Origin of the sequence: Rothia sp. HMSC061E04 (genome assembly GCF_001813685.1) — a bacterium.
Classification (GTDB): domain Bacteria; phylum Actinomycetota; class Actinomycetes; order Actinomycetales; family Micrococcaceae; genus Rothia; species Rothia mucilaginosa.
Genome location: NZ_KV813698.1, coordinates 176,165 through 191,282 on the forward strand (window position 1 = coordinate 176,165; position 15,118 = coordinate 191,282).

Annotated in this window: 14 protein-coding genes; 1 reads left to right on the plus strand and 13 read right to left on the minus strand. The window is 55.8% G+C overall.

Annotation, left to right across the window (positions count from 1 at the left end):
• Positions 1-913: 913 nt before the first annotated feature.
• From HMPREF2927_RS03645 to rpsJ, 12 genes are all read right to left on the minus strand, one after another.
• The gene (locus HMPREF2927_RS03645; RefSeq protein WP_070685634.1) at positions 914-3,673 is read right to left on the minus strand and encodes an LPXTG cell wall anchor domain-containing protein; all 2,760 of its coding nucleotides are present in this window, start codon (positions 3,671-3,673) and stop codon (positions 914-916) included.
• Positions 3,674-4,146: 473 nt separating this feature from the next.
• The gene (gene rpsQ, locus HMPREF2927_RS03650; RefSeq protein WP_005508401.1) at positions 4,147-4,419 is read right to left on the minus strand and encodes a 30S ribosomal protein S17; all 273 of its coding nucleotides are present in this window, start codon (positions 4,417-4,419) and stop codon (positions 4,147-4,149) included.
• A complete protein-coding gene (gene rpmC / locus HMPREF2927_RS03655; protein ID WP_005504969.1) occupies positions 4,416-4,655 on the minus strand; it encodes a 50S ribosomal protein L29 in 240 nt (79 codons plus the stop codon). Before rpmC ends, rpsQ begins: the two co-directional genes overlap by 4 nt.
• A 5-nt stretch (positions 4,656-4,660) precedes the next feature.
• Positions 4,661-5,080, minus strand: a complete 420-nt coding sequence (rplP, locus tag HMPREF2927_RS03660) for a 50S ribosomal protein L16 (protein ID WP_005504968.1) — start codon at positions 5,078-5,080, stop codon at positions 4,661-4,663.
• Positions 5,081-5,878, minus strand: coding sequence for a 30S ribosomal protein S3 (gene rpsC, locus HMPREF2927_RS03665; RefSeq protein ID WP_005504966.1), 798 nt, complete (start codon positions 5,876-5,878; stop codon positions 5,081-5,083). It abuts the gene before it with no gap.
• Complete coding sequence (gene rplV, locus HMPREF2927_RS03670) at positions 5,879-6,244, minus strand: 50S ribosomal protein L22 (protein ID WP_005504964.1); 366 nt, start codon at positions 6,242-6,244, stop codon at positions 5,879-5,881.
• Between the two features lie 60 nt (positions 6,245-6,304).
• Positions 6,305-6,586 carry a 30S ribosomal protein S19 gene (gene rpsS / locus HMPREF2927_RS03675; RefSeq protein WP_004005282.1) on the minus strand — a complete coding sequence of 94 codons (282 nt, stop codon included), beginning with the start codon at positions 6,584-6,586 and terminating at the stop codon, positions 6,305-6,307.
• 12 nt (positions 6,587-6,598) lie between these two features.
• Positions 6,599-7,435: a 50S ribosomal protein L2 gene (gene rplB / locus HMPREF2927_RS03680; protein WP_005504961.1), complete on the minus strand. Its 837-nt coding sequence runs from the start codon at positions 7,433-7,435 to the stop codon at positions 6,599-6,601.
• A 40-nt stretch (positions 7,436-7,475) separates the two neighbouring features.
• Entirely contained in the window at positions 7,476-7,778 is a 303-nt protein-coding gene (gene rplW / locus HMPREF2927_RS03685) for a 50S ribosomal protein L23 (RefSeq protein WP_005504959.1), read from the minus strand.
• Positions 7,778-8,395 carry a 50S ribosomal protein L4 gene (gene rplD, locus HMPREF2927_RS03690; protein WP_070685637.1) on the minus strand — a complete coding sequence of 206 codons (618 nt, stop codon included), beginning with the start codon at positions 8,393-8,395 and terminating at the stop codon, positions 7,778-7,780. Before rplD ends, rplW begins: the two co-directional genes overlap by 1 nt.
• 6 nt (positions 8,396-8,401) lie before the next feature.
• On the minus strand, positions 8,402-9,058 hold the full coding sequence (gene rplC / locus HMPREF2927_RS03695) for a 50S ribosomal protein L3 (RefSeq protein ID WP_005504955.1): 657 nt from the start codon (positions 9,056-9,058) through the stop codon (positions 8,402-8,404).
• Positions 9,059-9,071: 13 nt separating this feature from the next.
• Positions 9,072-9,380 carry a 30S ribosomal protein S10 gene (rpsJ, locus tag HMPREF2927_RS03700; RefSeq protein WP_070685641.1) on the minus strand — a complete coding sequence of 103 codons (309 nt, stop codon included), beginning with the start codon at positions 9,378-9,380 and terminating at the stop codon, positions 9,072-9,074.
• Between the two features lie 486 nt (positions 9,381-9,866).
• Between rpsJ and HMPREF2927_RS03705 the strand changes: the two genes are divergently transcribed.
• Entirely contained in the window at positions 9,867-13,286 is a 3,420-nt protein-coding gene (locus tag HMPREF2927_RS03705) for a Fe2+/Zn2+ uptake regulation protein (protein ID WP_070685643.1), read from the plus strand.
• Between the two features lie 623 nt (positions 13,287-13,909).
• On the opposite strand, the gene tuf is transcribed toward HMPREF2927_RS03705, so the two are convergent.
• On the minus strand, positions 13,910-15,100 hold the full coding sequence (gene tuf / locus HMPREF2927_RS03710; protein ID WP_070685645.1) for an elongation factor Tu: 1,191 nt from the start codon (positions 15,098-15,100) through the stop codon (positions 13,910-13,912).
• Positions 15,101-15,118 lie beyond the last annotated feature (18 nt).

Here is a 15,118-nt window from a genome sequence, read left to right on the forward strand (position 1 = left end):
CGGGCTTAGCATCCGGAGCTTTCTGTTATATATCTTACGCTTCACCCTCCACTTTGAGGCTTTTCTGGCGTAGTCCATGCGCTGCGCCGTTCATAATTAAGAGGCTCTATATCGGTAGCACATAATGCTCCCCCTATGCTTTGAGCAGGGCAGTTTTACTCAATGAAAGCTTCGTATTCTGCATATAATCACCACAATAGGCATCAATCTAGAGCTTGTGACATCTTATAGAATTTATAAGTTTATCCTGAGGCATCTAGAGCCATGGATTTTGTAATATTTCGTTACCTCTGAACCCTTCTCAAAGCAGTGTTCTGAAAAAATCTGCTTAAAAATTTAGAAATTAAGGTTTGTTTTTTCAAAAATCAAGTTTTTTGGTAATAAACGCGCTTCAAGGTGCGAAAATCAGCGAGATGTACCATAATAGAAGAGACGCATGCGTCAAATAAGAGGTTCGGTCCTTATCGGACAGATTTCTTGGGTCCCTTTTTCCTCGCTAATCCGTTTGTCTAGGGACCGAACCTCGCTTTGACACTAAACCCGCACTTCGGTGCGGGTTTTCTTTATATCTGAGGCGCTAGAACCCTACATTTCATTCTTTGGGGGCTGTTAAGTCGTCAAATATGGGCGAGCGAGTGCAGAGGGGGGTGCCTCCCCCCCCCCCTCTCTCATTCATTCCCTATTCCCCATCCCCCGCTGCTACTTCTGACCCTGGTCTAGGTCTTCCGCCTATATAACAGGCATATATGCAAACCGAAAGGGGCGGTACCCATCAAATCGATGGGTACCGCCCCTTTCAATGTGTATCGGCAGTTTCAGAGAGTCAATCGGGTTCTTGAATATCTAGTAGATTCCGCTCTGCCTCTTTAGCTACTACCGAGCGGTAGTATCTTGGACTGCCGTGGGGTACGGGCTATGCCTTGCGGCGACGTGCTACCAGCACAGTTGCACCAACGACCAGGGCAAGAACGCCAATTCCGGCTGCAATGACGACGCCCGAAGCACCGGTGTTAGCCAGTGAAGACTTCGAGGAGTTCGAAGAAGTCGAGCCGTTGCTGGAGGAGGTGACGTTCTGCGACGAAGAGCCGGAGGTCTTCGGGGCGGTGCTGTCCTTCTTCTGAGCCTCAGAATTCATAGAGTCCACGGGAGCCTTGGACTGATCCTTCGCCTGGTCCTTAGAATCTGCAGGTGCGGAAGGCTCTGCAGAGGGGTTAGTTACAGGTGCGTTAGCCGACTCGGATGCCTTCGGCTCCGAAACCTTCGGCGCAGGTGCCTGGTTTTCAACGCTGAAGGTGTACTCTACGGCAACGCCACCACGTACGTTATCGTTCTCTGCCAAAGAACCAGAGAGCAGGTAGATAGCAACGCTATCGCCGGTCTTCAGTTCTTCAGTCAGGTTAGAGTTTGCCACGGTGGGGCGGTCGATGGTTGCGGTGAAGTTACCGTTTTCGTCCGCCTTGATGTATGCCCAGATGCCTGCGCTATTGCCTTCAACGCCTTCGAGCTTGGGCTCTTCCTTCGCGGAAATAGCGCCCTTGTTCAGCTTGACGGCGATAACGGAGCCCTTACCGTCCAGAGTCTTGAAGCCTTCACCGCGGAAGGTCAGCTTCTGGCCGTCCCAGGTCTTGGGGAAGTAGACCTTAGCACCGTCCTTGTACTCGTGCACAACCTCATTGGAATTTGCGCTTTCGGAGGGTGCCGGGGTGCTGGGTTCGGGCTTTGTGGACTCGCTCGGAGCCGGAGTAGTCGGCTCAGGCTTAGCAGACTCGCTCGGAGCCGGAGTAGTCGGCTCAGGCTTAGCAGACTCATTCGGAGCCGGAGTGGGCTCATTGCTATCAGGCAGGCTCAGCTTAGTGCCAGCGGGGTACGTGGTAGTCACACCAGAAGGAGCAGCAGCGACCTGGGTAGTTTCTGCCGGTGCGCAGGTCGCAGCGGTGTCTGCCTTCTTCTCTGCAACAGTTGCGGAGAGCGCTTCACCACCACGTGCGGTATCGCCTTCAACCATGGAGCCGGAGAGCAGGAAGACAGATACCTTATCGCCGCTCTTCAAGTTTTCCGTCAGGTTGGAGTTCTCAGTGGTCGGGTACGGCAGCTCAGCGGTGAAGTTACCATTCTCATCTGCCTGGATGTATGCCCAGACGCCTGCGCTGTTGCCGTCAGCACCGTTGAACTTCGGCTCTTCCTTCGCGGAGATACGACCCTTGTTCAGCTTGACTGCGAGTACGGAGCCCTTTGAACCGTCCTGAGTCTTGAAACCTTCGCCACGCAGCTTCAGGGTTTCACCGGTGGTCCAGTCCTTCACTGCGTAGAGCTTAGCGCCGTCGGCGTAGGTCTTCACCAGTTCTTCAGAAGAAGTCTGTGCAGCAGGCTTCGCGCTGGTTTCAACGGTGGTGTTGATCTTCACCATAACGCCGGGAGTAATCGGGGAGTCTGCGTTGTCCTTACCCTTGGGCTCGGTGCTAGAGGTGCGGTATTCGCCGGTGGTCTTATCGATGGTGTAGTCGGTTTCGATAGCGGAAGCACCTTCGGTGCTGCGTGCTACAGCGTATACGCTGCCGTCTGCAGTGACCAGAACATCATTTGCGCCGCTGGTTGCACCGGTAGACACCTGAGAAACAACGGTGCCGGTTCGTGCATCAACAACACCGACGTTGCCGGTGCCGTAATCAGTCACGTACAGCAGGTCACGGGCTTCGTCGGAGGCGAGAGCGAGGGCCTGGCTACCGAAAGGAATGGTCTTCTTGTAGGCACCAGTTTCCAGGTCGTAGACGGTGATACCGGAGTTACTGCCCTTACGGTCACCCTGGGCGCTGACGTAGATTTCCTTCAGGGACTTGTCGATAGTGACGTCCGAGGGGTTCAGAGCAGCTTCAGCATTTTCCTTGTGCAGCTGAATGGTCTTCTCAACCTCGTAGCTCTTGGTGTCGATTACCTTCACGGTGCCGGCGCTCAAGGAGGGTACGTAGAGCTTGCCTTCAGCGGAGTCCACGTGCATGTTCATTGCGATGTCAGATTCACCCTTGGCGTCGGTGAATTCAATCTTCTTGACCAGGGCGTGCAGGGTGGTGTCGAAGACGCTAATGCCGCCGGAGCCAGATACAAAGACCTTGCCGCTGGAGGGGTCGATGCGTACCTCACGAGGGTGGTTGACGTCGCCTTCTGCGCTACTCCAAATAATCTTGTTGGTCGCGGGATCGAAGACAGATACCTTGTTGACGCGGGTCTGGGTCACCCATACGTATCCGGTTGCTTCGTCGTAGGCAATACCGTAGGGAGATTCAATCTGCTTACCGGTCGGTACGGTAGCGCCACGTGCAATATAGTCCGTAGTCGGGAACTGATAGACAGTAGCAAGGCTCGGGGTGGATGCAACGTTCCAGGTACCGACGCCACCGGTCAGAATCGGCGGGCGGCCGGAGGAGAAGGAAGTGTAGAGGGAGGAAGTTGCTGCCGAGTATGCCAGCTGGTACTGGCCGGGCAGGCCCTGGTACTGGGTAGCGCTCACTGCAATGTGGCGGCATTCCTCCGTGGAGTTCTGGGAGTTCCCGCCGGGAACGGATGCGGAGACGTTTGCCGCAAAGGTAGCGGGAACGGCTGCGAAAGAGCCTGCAACAACGGAAAGTGCGCCAGCAATGGCGAGCAGCTTACGTGAGGGCTTGGGTGAAGAAGTCATGATGATCCTCAATGATGTGTAGTGGTACTTCTCCAAAGGTCGTGCAACCTCCGGAAGGTGCAAAGCCACCCGACTGATTATTAGGAAAGGTTACGCTAAGCAACTATAAAGTTGATGATAAGTCCCTAATCAGGTTGTTTTCAAGTACTGCTCATCAGATTCCGCAGACCCCAGGCACCTTACTCAGGTATTACTTTTCATTTTTTCTCCACGATTCCGCTTCCACATGCGCTTTCTTCTCTAGTAGCGTCTACTCATGGATTGCGTCATCAAATCGAGAGAAGAATATTGTTTTCTCGTATGACATATCAAGACATTTATGACAAATGTTGTCTTAGCGTCTGTTATTAGCCCATGCCATAAGGCGCCCGCCCTAGTTTTTCCTGGACAAAGGTTAAACGCAAAGAGCCCCTCTCCTACCGAAGTAGGAGAGGGGCTCTTTTACTGCTCTAGCAGAGAGTCATGAAGAGGGCTTACTTAGCCTTCTCGATGATCTCCACGATACGCCAGCGCTTGGAAGCGGACAGCGGACGGGTCTCTGCAATCAGAACGAGGTCACCGATGCCAGCAGCGTTCTGCTCATCGTGTGCCTTAATCTTGGAGCTACGGCGAACGACCTTGCCGTACAGTGCGTGCTTCACGTGGTCCTCGACCTCGACGACAACGGTCTTGTCCATCTTGTCGGAGACAACGTAGCCGCGGCGGGTCTTGCGGTAGCCGCGCTCTTCGTTCTTTACTTCACTCACTTGGACTCACCTTCAGTTGCGGGACGAATACCGAGCTCGCGCTCACGCAGCACGGTGTAGATACGTGCGATGTCGCGCTTGATAGTGCGGCGACGACCTGCGTTAGCCTGACCGGTGACTTCCTGGAAGCGGATGTTGAAGAGTTCCTTCTTCGCTTCGCTCAGCTTTGCAGCCAGCTCTTCGTTGGAGAGCTCTGCGAGCTTATCGATGCTCAGGTCCTTGGATCCTACTGCCATCTCGCTTATTCACCACCTTCGCGGCGACGCACAACACGTGCCTTCATCGGGAGCTTGTGGATTGCCAGGCGCATTGCCTCGCGAGCCACTTCTTCGGACACACCGGAGAGTTCAAACATGACTCGACCCGGCTTGACATTTGCGACCCACCACTCGGGCGAACCCTTACCGGAACCCATACGGGTTTCAGCGGGCTTCTTGGTCAGCGGACGGTCGGGATAAATGTTGATCCAGACCTTACCGCCACGCTTGATGTGACGGGTCATTGCGATACGTGCAGCCTCAATCTGGCGGTTGGTCACGTATGCGGGCGACAGGGCCTGAATGCCCCACTCACCGAAGCTAACCTCGGTGCCGCCCTTTGCGAGACCACTACGCTTGGGGTGGTGCTGCTTGCGGTACTTTACTCGACGGGGAATAAGCATTTATGCCTCACCGTTCTCTGCAGTCTTGGCCTCGACCTTTGCCGAAGCGTTCTCGTTGCGGCGCTCGCGACGAGGACCACGGTTGCCCTGGCGGCGGCGGTCACCATCGCGGCGGTTGCCACGGCGGTTGTTTGCTGCCTGCTGAGCTGCCAGCTCCTTGTCGGTCAGGTCGCCCTTGTAGATCCAGACCTTCACGCCGATGCGACCGAAGGTGGTCTTAGCCTCGAAGAAGCCGTAGTCGATGTTCGCACGCAGGGTGTGCAGCGGCACACGGCCTTCGCGGTAGAACTCGGAACGGGACATTTCAGCGCCACCCAGACGGCCGGAGCACTGGATACGGATACCCTTTGCGCCTGCACGCTGTGCGGACTGGATTGCCTTCTTCATTGCACGGCGGAATGCAACACGCGATGCGAGCTGCTCTGCGATGCTCTGTGCAACCAGCTGAGCGGAGAGGTCGGGGTTAGCAACCTCGAGGATGTTCAGCTGAATCTGCTTGTTGGTGAGCTTCTCGAGCTCGCCGCGGATGCGGTCTGCTTCTGCGCCACGGCGGCCAATCACGATACCGGGACGAGCGGTGTGGATGTCCACACGCACGCGGTCACGGGTACGCTCAATCTCGACCTTTGCAACGCCTGCGCGATCCAGGTTCTTAGCCAGCAGCTCGCGAATCTTTACGTCCTCGCGGACGAAGTCAGCGTAACGCTCGCCGGGCTTGTTGGAATCAGCGAACCACTTGGAGACGTGGTCAGTGGTGATGCCCAGTCGGAAACCGTTCGGGTGAATTTTCTGACCCATTTAGCGGTCCTCCTCCTTCTCCGGGGTAGCAACTACCACGGTGATGTGGCTGGTGCGCTTGTTGATTCGGTATGCGCGACCCTGAGCGCGGGGCTGAATGCGCTTCATGGTCGGGCCCTCGTTCACGAATGCTTCGCTGATGAACAGCTCTTCCTCGCGGAAGGGCAGACCCTGCTGGGTTGCCTTCTGACGAGCGTTAGCTACTGCCGAAGCAACGATCTTGTATACCGGTTCCGAAGCTGCCTGGGGGGCGAACTTCAGAATCGCCAGAGCCTCTTCCGCCTGCTTACCACGGATCAGGTTGACGACACGGCGGGCCTTCATAGGCGTAACGCGAACGAAACGCGCTGATGCCTTGGCTTCCATTGCCTATCTCTCTTTCGTCTATTGCCGAAAGGGAAACGTTAGCTTATCGGTGTAAACCGACTAGCGACGCTTGCCCTTACGGTCGTCCTTCACGTGGCTGCGGAAAGTGCGGGTCGGAGCAAACTCACCGAGCTTGTGACCAACCATCGACTCGGTGATGAACACCGGCACGTGCTTGCGACCGTCGTACACTGCGATGGTGTGACCGAGCATGTCGGGGATAATCATCGAGCGACGCGACCAAGTCTTGATTACGTTCTTGGTGCCCTTCTCGTTCTGAGCTGCAACCTTCAGGTAGAGGTGCTGATCAACGAAAGGGCCCTTCTTCAAACTACGAGGCATGTTTCAGGCTCCTTAGCGCTTCTTGCCAGTACGACGGCGACGAACGATGAGCTTGTCGCTTTCCTTGTTGGGACGGCGGGTACGACCCTCGGGCTTACCGTTGGGGTTAACCGGGTGACGACCACCGGAGGTCTTACCTTCACCACCACCGTGCGGGTGGTCAACCGGGTTCATGACCACACCACGGACGGTCGGGCGGATGCCCTTCCAGCGGTTACGGCCTGCCTTACCCCAGTTGATGTTGGACTGCTCAGCGTTGCCAACTTCACCAACGGTTGCGCGGCAGCGAACATCCACGTTGCGGATTTCGCCGGAGGGCAGACGGAGCTGACCGTACTTGCCTTCCTTAGCAACCAGCTGTACAGAAGCACCTGCGGAACGAGCCAGCTTTGCGCCGCCACCGGGGCGGAGCTCGACACAGTGAATCACGGTACCAACGGGGATGTTGCGCAGGGGCAGGTTGTTACCGGGCTTGATGTCAGCTGCGGGGCCGGACTCGACGATGTCGCCCTGAGCGAGCTTGTTCGGAGCGATGATATAGCGCTTGGAACCATCGAAGTAGTGCAGCAGCGCGATGCGAGCGGTACGGTTGGGATCGTACTCGATGTGTGCAACGCGTGCGTTAACGCCGTCCTTGTCGTGACGACGGAAGTCGATCAGACGGTACTGGCGCTTGTGGCCGCCACCCTTGTGACGGGTGGTGATGCGGCCGGTGTTGTTACGGCCGCCGGTCTTGTGAAGCGGACGAAGCAGGGACTTTTCCGGGGTGGAGCGGGTGATCTCGGAGAAATCAGCAACGCTCGAACCGCGGCGACCCGGGGTCGTCGGCTTGTACTTACGAATACCCATTTAGATATTTCTTCCTTCGTTAAAGTGGTCTCCGCGGGGCTTATGCCTGCGGACCGCCGAAGATGTCGATGGTGCCTTCCTTGAGGGTCACAATCGCACGCTTGGTGTTCTTGCGAGCGCCCCAACCGAAACGGGTGCGCTTGCGCTTGCCCTGACGGTTGATGGTGTTGACGGAAGCAACCTTGACGTCAAAGATCTTCTCGATGGCCTGCTTGATTTCCAGCTTGTTGGAATCGGTAGCGACCTCGAAGGTGTACTTACCTTCGTCGAGCTGACCGTAGCTCTTCTCGGAAACGACGGGAGCGATGATCACGTCGTATACAGACTTGGTGGAAACGCTCATTACTTAGCGCCCTCCTTCTTCTGAGCTGCAGCAACGAATGCGTCGAATGCTGCCTTGGTGAAGACCACGTCGTCAGAAACCAGCACATCGTAGGTGTTGAGCTGATCTGCGTACAGAACGTGGACGTTCTCCAGGTTACGTGCGGACAGAGCCACAACGTCCTCTGCACGAGCAATCACAAGAAGGATGTTCTTGCGCTCGGTGATAGCTGCGAATGCAGTCTTTGCAGCCTTGGTCGAGGGGGTTTCACCGGAGATGAAGTTCTCGACAACGTGGACGCGGTCGTGACGAGCGCGATCGGAGAGAGCACCGCGCAGTGCAGCGGCGATCATCTTCTTGGGGGTGCGCTGTGCGTAGTTACGCGGGGTCGGACCGTGAACAACGCCACCGCCGGTCATGTGCGGTGCACGGATGGAGCCCTGACGTGCGTTACCGGTACCCTTCTGCTTGAAGGGCTTACGGCCTGCACCGGAAACCTCGCCGCGGTTCTTGGTCTTGTGGGTGCCCTGGCGTGCAGCAGCGAGCTGTGCAACGACAACCTGGTGCAGCAGGGGCACGGATGCCTGCGCGTCGAAAATCTCTGCGGGCAGGTCTACCTTAAGGGTCTTAACAGCCATGATGTATTAGGCTCCCTTCACAGCGGTACGAACCAGAACAACGCCGCCCTTGGGACCGGGGATTGCGCCCTTGATCAGCAGGACATTGTTCTCTGCGTCCACACCCTGGATAGTCAGGTTCAAGGTAGTGTGACGTGCTGCGCCCATACGGCCAGCCATGCGCATACCCTTGAACACGCGTGCGGGGTAGGATGCGCCACCGATGGAACCGGGCTTACGGTGGTTCTTGTGCTGACCGTGAGACGCGCCAACACCCTTGAAGCCGTGACGCTTCATAACACCTGCAAAGCCCTTACCCTTGGTCTTACCAACGACGTCGACCTTCTGGCCTGCTTCGAAGAGCTCAACGGTCAGTTCCTGACCGAGGGAATACTCAGAAGCATCTGCGGTACGCAGTTCGACGATGTGGCGACGGGGGGTAACACCGGCCTTCTCGAAGTGACCAGCCAGGGGCTTGGTAACCTTGCGAGAGTCGATTGCACCGAAACCGATCTGAACAGCTTCGTAGCCGTCAGTTTCCTGGTTACGGATCTGGGTAACAACGTTAGAATCAGCCTTGACGACGGTGACAGGCACGAACTTGCCGTCCTCGTCCCAGACCTGGGTCATGCCGAGCTTGGTGCCCAGCAGGCCCTTCACCTGGCGCTCGAATTTATTAGTCATTAGATGCGATCCTCTACAGCTTGATCTCGATGTTTACGTCTGCCGGCAGGTCGAGACGCATGAGGGCATCAACAGCCTTGGGGGTCGGATCAACAACGTCGATCAGACGCTTGTGCGTACGCATCTCGAAGTGCTCGCGGCTGTCCTTGTACTTGTGGGGAGAACGGATAACACAGTAAACGTTCTTCTCGGTCGGCAGCGGCACGGGGCCAATTACAGTTGCGCCTGCGCCCTTTACCGTTTCGACGATTTTCCGTGCCGAAGAATCGATGACCTCGTGGTCATAGGACTTCAGACGGATGCGGATTTTCTGTCCCGCCATCTGTCGGACTCTCTTTCTTGATGTATTCCCTGTATCGGAGCTTTTGCCCCTTTGTTATAGCGCTTAAGGAACGCGATATATTCATCACGTGCGCCACCCAGAACGGACTGAATCCGGCTTTGCCGGGTTCCTCACCCCGCCTGAGTACCGACCCCCGAACTCGGGCGTGTCGCCTATTTTCTAGACAGACTCATCCCGTCATCCTTCGGACCGGGTCATACGTGGGCCTACCTTTAGTGCAGGTAGACGCTTTGACAACGTCGTCAATTCTCTCAGAGATTGAGCGCTTACGCAATACAAACACGAGTTAAGTGCTTAAGAACACTTAACTGTCTCTGTCGATTTGAGGCACTTCCCCGAATGCAACTCTCAGAGAGCTTTCAATCTACTTTCAGTAAGTTCCATGCGCTTTATTGCTCGTAATAAAGCTTTTAGGTCTAAAGACTCTCGTATCGTAGAAATATCACTACAGCCTAAGGAGAAACCATGTCTCAGCCGACACAACCTCATCAGGCATCCTCTAGCTCTCACTCTTCATCTCAGAGCCCTCAGCATGTCCAGCCGCAAGGTCTCGGCCTGTACGTTCCCCCATCCCTGTCGGGTCCGTATCCTCAGCCTCCTGCGCAGCGACGCCGGGTCAATGAGAATATCTTCCTCAATATTGTTCTGTACATCGGTTCGCTCCTGCTCATCGGTGCTGCGGGTCTTTTCGTCACCTCTGTGACGTCGTCTCAGGATGAAACGGCCATCTTCCGTGTCCTTGCAATGGCGCTTGGAGCAGTCGTCTTCTACGGAGCTGGTCTGCTCACCTACCGTTTCGTGGAGCGCCTACGTATTGCCTCCTACTCTTTTGCAGCAACGGGTCTTGCGTTTATTCCTCTGACCGGCGTTGCTACCTATGTCCTCAAGATTTGGACTGAAGGACGCTACGTCTGGCTTCTCACGTCTCTGGTTGGCACTGCAGCCATTGTTGGAGCCTGTGCCCTCATGCGTAACCGTGTGATGGCGTACCTGCTGATTTCGTTCATTGTTTCGGACTCGTTGGCGGCTACGAAGGTAGCGGCTCTGCCTTTCGTTTGGTATTTCGTTTCACTCACTGCAGTTGCCACCGTTCTCGGTTTGGTTCTGCATTTTGCCCCGAATGCTGCTCCAAAGGGCATCCGCGAAGGTCTTGTTGATTCTTCCCGCATTTTTGTTCCGGCTACTGCCATCGCTATTTTCTTCTTCACCAACGATCTGAGCTACACGGATGCGGGTATTGCGTTTGCAGTCATGTCTGTGCATGCCATCCTTTTCACGTGGCTGAACGGTACGGCAGATTACTACGCCCAGGCACGTATCTACCCAATTGCGTCTATTCTCTCCTTCATAATGGACTCGGATCACGGCCCGTGGTTCCCCAGCATTTTCTTCGTCTCGGCTCTGGTTGTTAACCTGATTTCTGCCTACGTATTTATTCCTCGTCTGCAGAAGACTATTGCTGGTTCTGCTCCTGCTACTGATGAACAGCCCGAGCAGGTGCAAAGCACCCCGGCTATCCCCTGGGCGAAGGAAGCTCTTCACCGTCCCGCTCACAAGATGGAGTGGTTGCCGGCAATTGACGCATGCGTCGGCGTGTTCTTCTCCTTCTTCGCTCTCATTGATGCCTTCTTCACTGCTCATGCTGCCGATAGTCCTGTATACGCAACGCGCTGGAGCGCTTTCCTTCCTTATGCAGAAGGTAATCAAGGTATCTTCCCTGCCCCCTGGGTTATTGGTGTCCTCTGCATTGTAAGTTTCTTGTTGTACCGCAAGGCAATCCAGCCTCTGCTACTCATGAGTTTTGTAGCGTTCATTCCAGTTGTTGGCATGTACGCCTCCCCCGGCAATCAGGGCACTTTCTACCTCTTCTTTACCGCGGCAGTAGTCATCTATCTGGTCAGCGCTAAGGCCCCCGAGGCACGTACCGCGGGAGCGGTACTGAGCAACATCGGTTATGCCATTGGTATGATTCAGCTCTTCCTCGCTCTCATTCCTGAGATGCAGACTTCTGAGTCGCTTCTGATGTTTGCGTTGGTCTGCGCCGCTATTGCGCTACTGACTTTTGTTCTCTCTCAGGGCGTTGCAGCGCAGAACGCAAGCTACCGTCTTGTAGAAATGTCGGTCTACCTGTTCTTGGGCGTTTTTGCTCTCTTCGTTGGGTACGTGGCTAACCATGTTGATGGCGGAGCACATGGCCGGTTCTGGGTTGGTTTCCCTCTCTTCTCGGGTGCTGTCCTCTTCTTGAGCGTCCTGAGCGCTCTTATTCTGGCTCGCGCACTGAGGCTTTCGGACGTTGGTTCCTTCCGCTCTACGCTTGCCTCCTCCATCCGTATCGCGTTCTACACGACTCTGATCATTGCGACGATTGGCTCGCGACACTACCTGCTGTACGGATTGCAGAAGGAATACATTGCTGTAGCACTGCCGGCGCTCCTGACCGTCGTCTACGGTGCACTCGGTTTCTTTATGCCGACTGGCTCTTCGATTCGTTCAGAGCTACTCATCATTGCGCGTTTCCCCATCTGCTGGTCTGTCATTCTGCTCGCTATCAGCGGCAATATGAAGGAATCGCTTGTAGACTTCCTCGTACTTGCCCTGCTGGCGGTTCAGGCGCTGTGCAGCGTGCTACTCTACGCGTACTCCAAGCGAAACTACGAGGCATACGCAGCAGCGACTTTCTTTACTCTTGGTTCTATCCTGAGCGCAGGCCGTTTCATTGGCGACTTTGATAATCTTCTGTTCGCAGTAGCAACTCCGATGATCTTCATCGCCGTGTGGGTACTTGCACTCATCTTCAGGATCCCCCGCATGCAGATTGGTGCCTCCATCAGTATCACGACTTTCTGCATTGGTTCTCTATGGAATCTCTTCAACACGAGGGAAAGCACAATGGTGATGACTCTTCTGGGCTACTACGCTCTGATTGCCGTCGTTATCCTGTTCGTTCTGAAGGTCACGCTCCCGGTTGAGGTCTTCGGTGTGAACGCAAACGTTCGTCCTCGCATTGCTGTCCCGGTCGGTAATACGATGGTTGATTTGCCGATGCACGGCCCGCTGGGTGCCCCCTACGCGCGTTTCATGTCTCGCCGCCCCCTGAGCCAAGGCATCTATGCACCGGTCAATACGCTGCTGATGATTCCCGCTCTGGCGGTGCTGGGATTCTACACTTTCGTTGGGCTGGCTTTTGAGCCCAAGCAGGTAGAACTCAACGCACTTCTCTGGGGTCTAGGCGCTCTGTCTTTCGTGTCTGTCACCAAGGCGAAGAACCTGCCGACCGTCTGCACTACGGCATTCAGCCTCTTCATCGCCCGTCTGGTCATTGATTACTCGAAGTCCAATCCTCTGAGCGTCATTCTTGAGGTTGCTCTCCTGATTCTGCTGGCCGTTGTGGCTGCCAAGGTTCTCAAGAACTTCATCGCAAAGAGGCCTGTAGACGAGCAGGTATCGGATTCTCCTCTGTACTGGGCTTTGGGCCTGCAGGTGTTCCTCACCCTGGTAACGTGGGCAGTTCCCGCTGACGGTCCGGATATCGTAGTGCTGGTACTCGGCATTGCCCTGACTCTCCTGAGCGCTCTGCTGCTTGACCGAGTCTGGACCTATATCGCAACTGCGCTAGTCACCCTCGACCTGGCGATTTTGCTCAACGGTCTAAACCCGCTGACCCTGCTGATTATCTCTATTCTGCTCATCGCAGGCGTTATCTGGCGTCTGCTGGTGCGACAGAACAAGCAGGATGCAGCCGCTCCGCACCAGGATTCTGAGCAGCTCGGGAATTTCCCGCACACTCAAGATCAGCCAGATATGTATCCGCAGGGCAATGTCCAGATGCAGCAGCCCCCGGTTCCTCAGCAGGGCTACCAGCCTCGCTACGAGGAAAACCTCTAGCCATCAGCACACATAGGTTCTATTCCTACGGCATTCTGTAGTAGGATTAGCTATGTCCCTTCCGAGGGGCAGTCATTCGAATTGCGGTTCCCAGCCTTCGGGCTGGGAACCGTTTTTCGTTGTCCGCAGATTCTATATTCCCATCTGCAGGGTCTTTAGTCGCTCCCCCGCCGCAAGCCGGTCCGCATGACCCAGATTCTGTCTCGAGCCAGCAGATCTCTGAACGGAGTAGGCAATCGTTCCCCTACCCAGGTTCTTTCCACGTCCAGCTTCTTTCATATCCAGGAGTTCAGAATCTACGGCTAGAGAGTACGGACATGTCATACCGCCGCCGAGGAGGGTGTTCTCTGCCGTTACAGATTCACCATGAACTCCGCTATCGGCCACGTATACCCCTTCAGAAGCCTTGAGCGGTTGCTGAGACGAACTGATAACGCTCAGCGCGGGGGTTTTATACAGCCCAGCAGAATAATGCCGCTCTCTCCTTCGCCGGAGCCTTCAGCAACCCGCAAAAGGGCATAACAAAAGGACCCCCGCAGATGCGGGGGTCCTTGAGTATCGCTAGCTGGTGGAGGGTTTCCCCTCCGGCAGATCTTTAGCGAATTGTCGTAAATTTACGGCAATTACTTCAGGATCTTGGTAACACGACCCGAACCAACGGTGCGGCCACCCTCACGGATAGCGAAGCCGAGGCCCTCTTCCATTGCGATTTCCTGGATCAGGGTAACGGTCATCTCGGTGTTGTCACCGGGCATAACCATCTCGGTGCCCTCGGGGAGGGTGATAACGCCGGTCACGTCAGTGGTACGGAAGTAGAACTGAGGACGGTAGTTGGAGTAGAAGGGGTTGTGACGGCCACCCTCATCCTTGGAGAGGATGTAGACATTTGCCTCGAACTCGGTGTGGGGGGTGATGGAGCCCGGCTCCACGACAACCTGACCACGCTCAACATCGTCACGCTTCAGACCACGCAGCAGCAGACCACAGTTCTCACCTGCCCATGCTTCGTCGAGCTGCTTGTGGAACATCTCGATACCGGTAACGGTGGTCTTCTGAATCGGGCGGATACCGACGATCTCGACCTCGGAGTTGATCTTCAGGGTACCGCGCTCTGCACGACCGGTAACAACGGTGCCACGACCGGTAATGGTGAAGACGTCCTCGATGGGCATGAGGAAGGGCTTGTCCTTCTCACGCACGGGGTCCGGAATGTAGGTGTCGACTGCGTCCATGAGCTCCTCGACCTTAGCAACCCACTCGGGATCGCCTTCGAGAGCCTTCAGTGCGGAAACGCGAACAACGGGAGCGTTGTCGCCGTCGAACTCCTGCGAGGAGAGGAGGTCACGGACCTCCATCTCGACGAGGTCGAGGAGCTCTTCGTCGTCAACCATGTCTGCCTTGTTCAGTGCAACCAGCAGGGTGGGGACGCCAACCTGGCGAGCGAGCAGAACGTGCTCGCGGGTCTGTGCCATGGGGCCGTCGGTAGCAGCAACCACGAGGATTGCGCCGTCCATCTGAGCCGCACCGGTAATCATGTTCTTGACGTAGTCAGCGTGGCCGGGAGCGTCAACGTGTGCGTAGTGGCGCTTCTCGGTCTGGTACTCGATGTGAGCAATGTTAATGGTAATACCGCGCTGGCGCTCCTCAGGAGCGGAGTCGATCATACCGAAGTCGCGCTTCTCGTTCAGGTCCGGGTACTTGTCAGCCAGAACCTTGGAGATTGCTGCGGTCAGGGTGGTCTTACCGTGGTCAACGTGACCAATGGTACCGACGTTAACGTGAGGCTTGGAGCGCTCGAACTTAGCCTTAGCCAAGAGTGTTCCTCCTAGAAC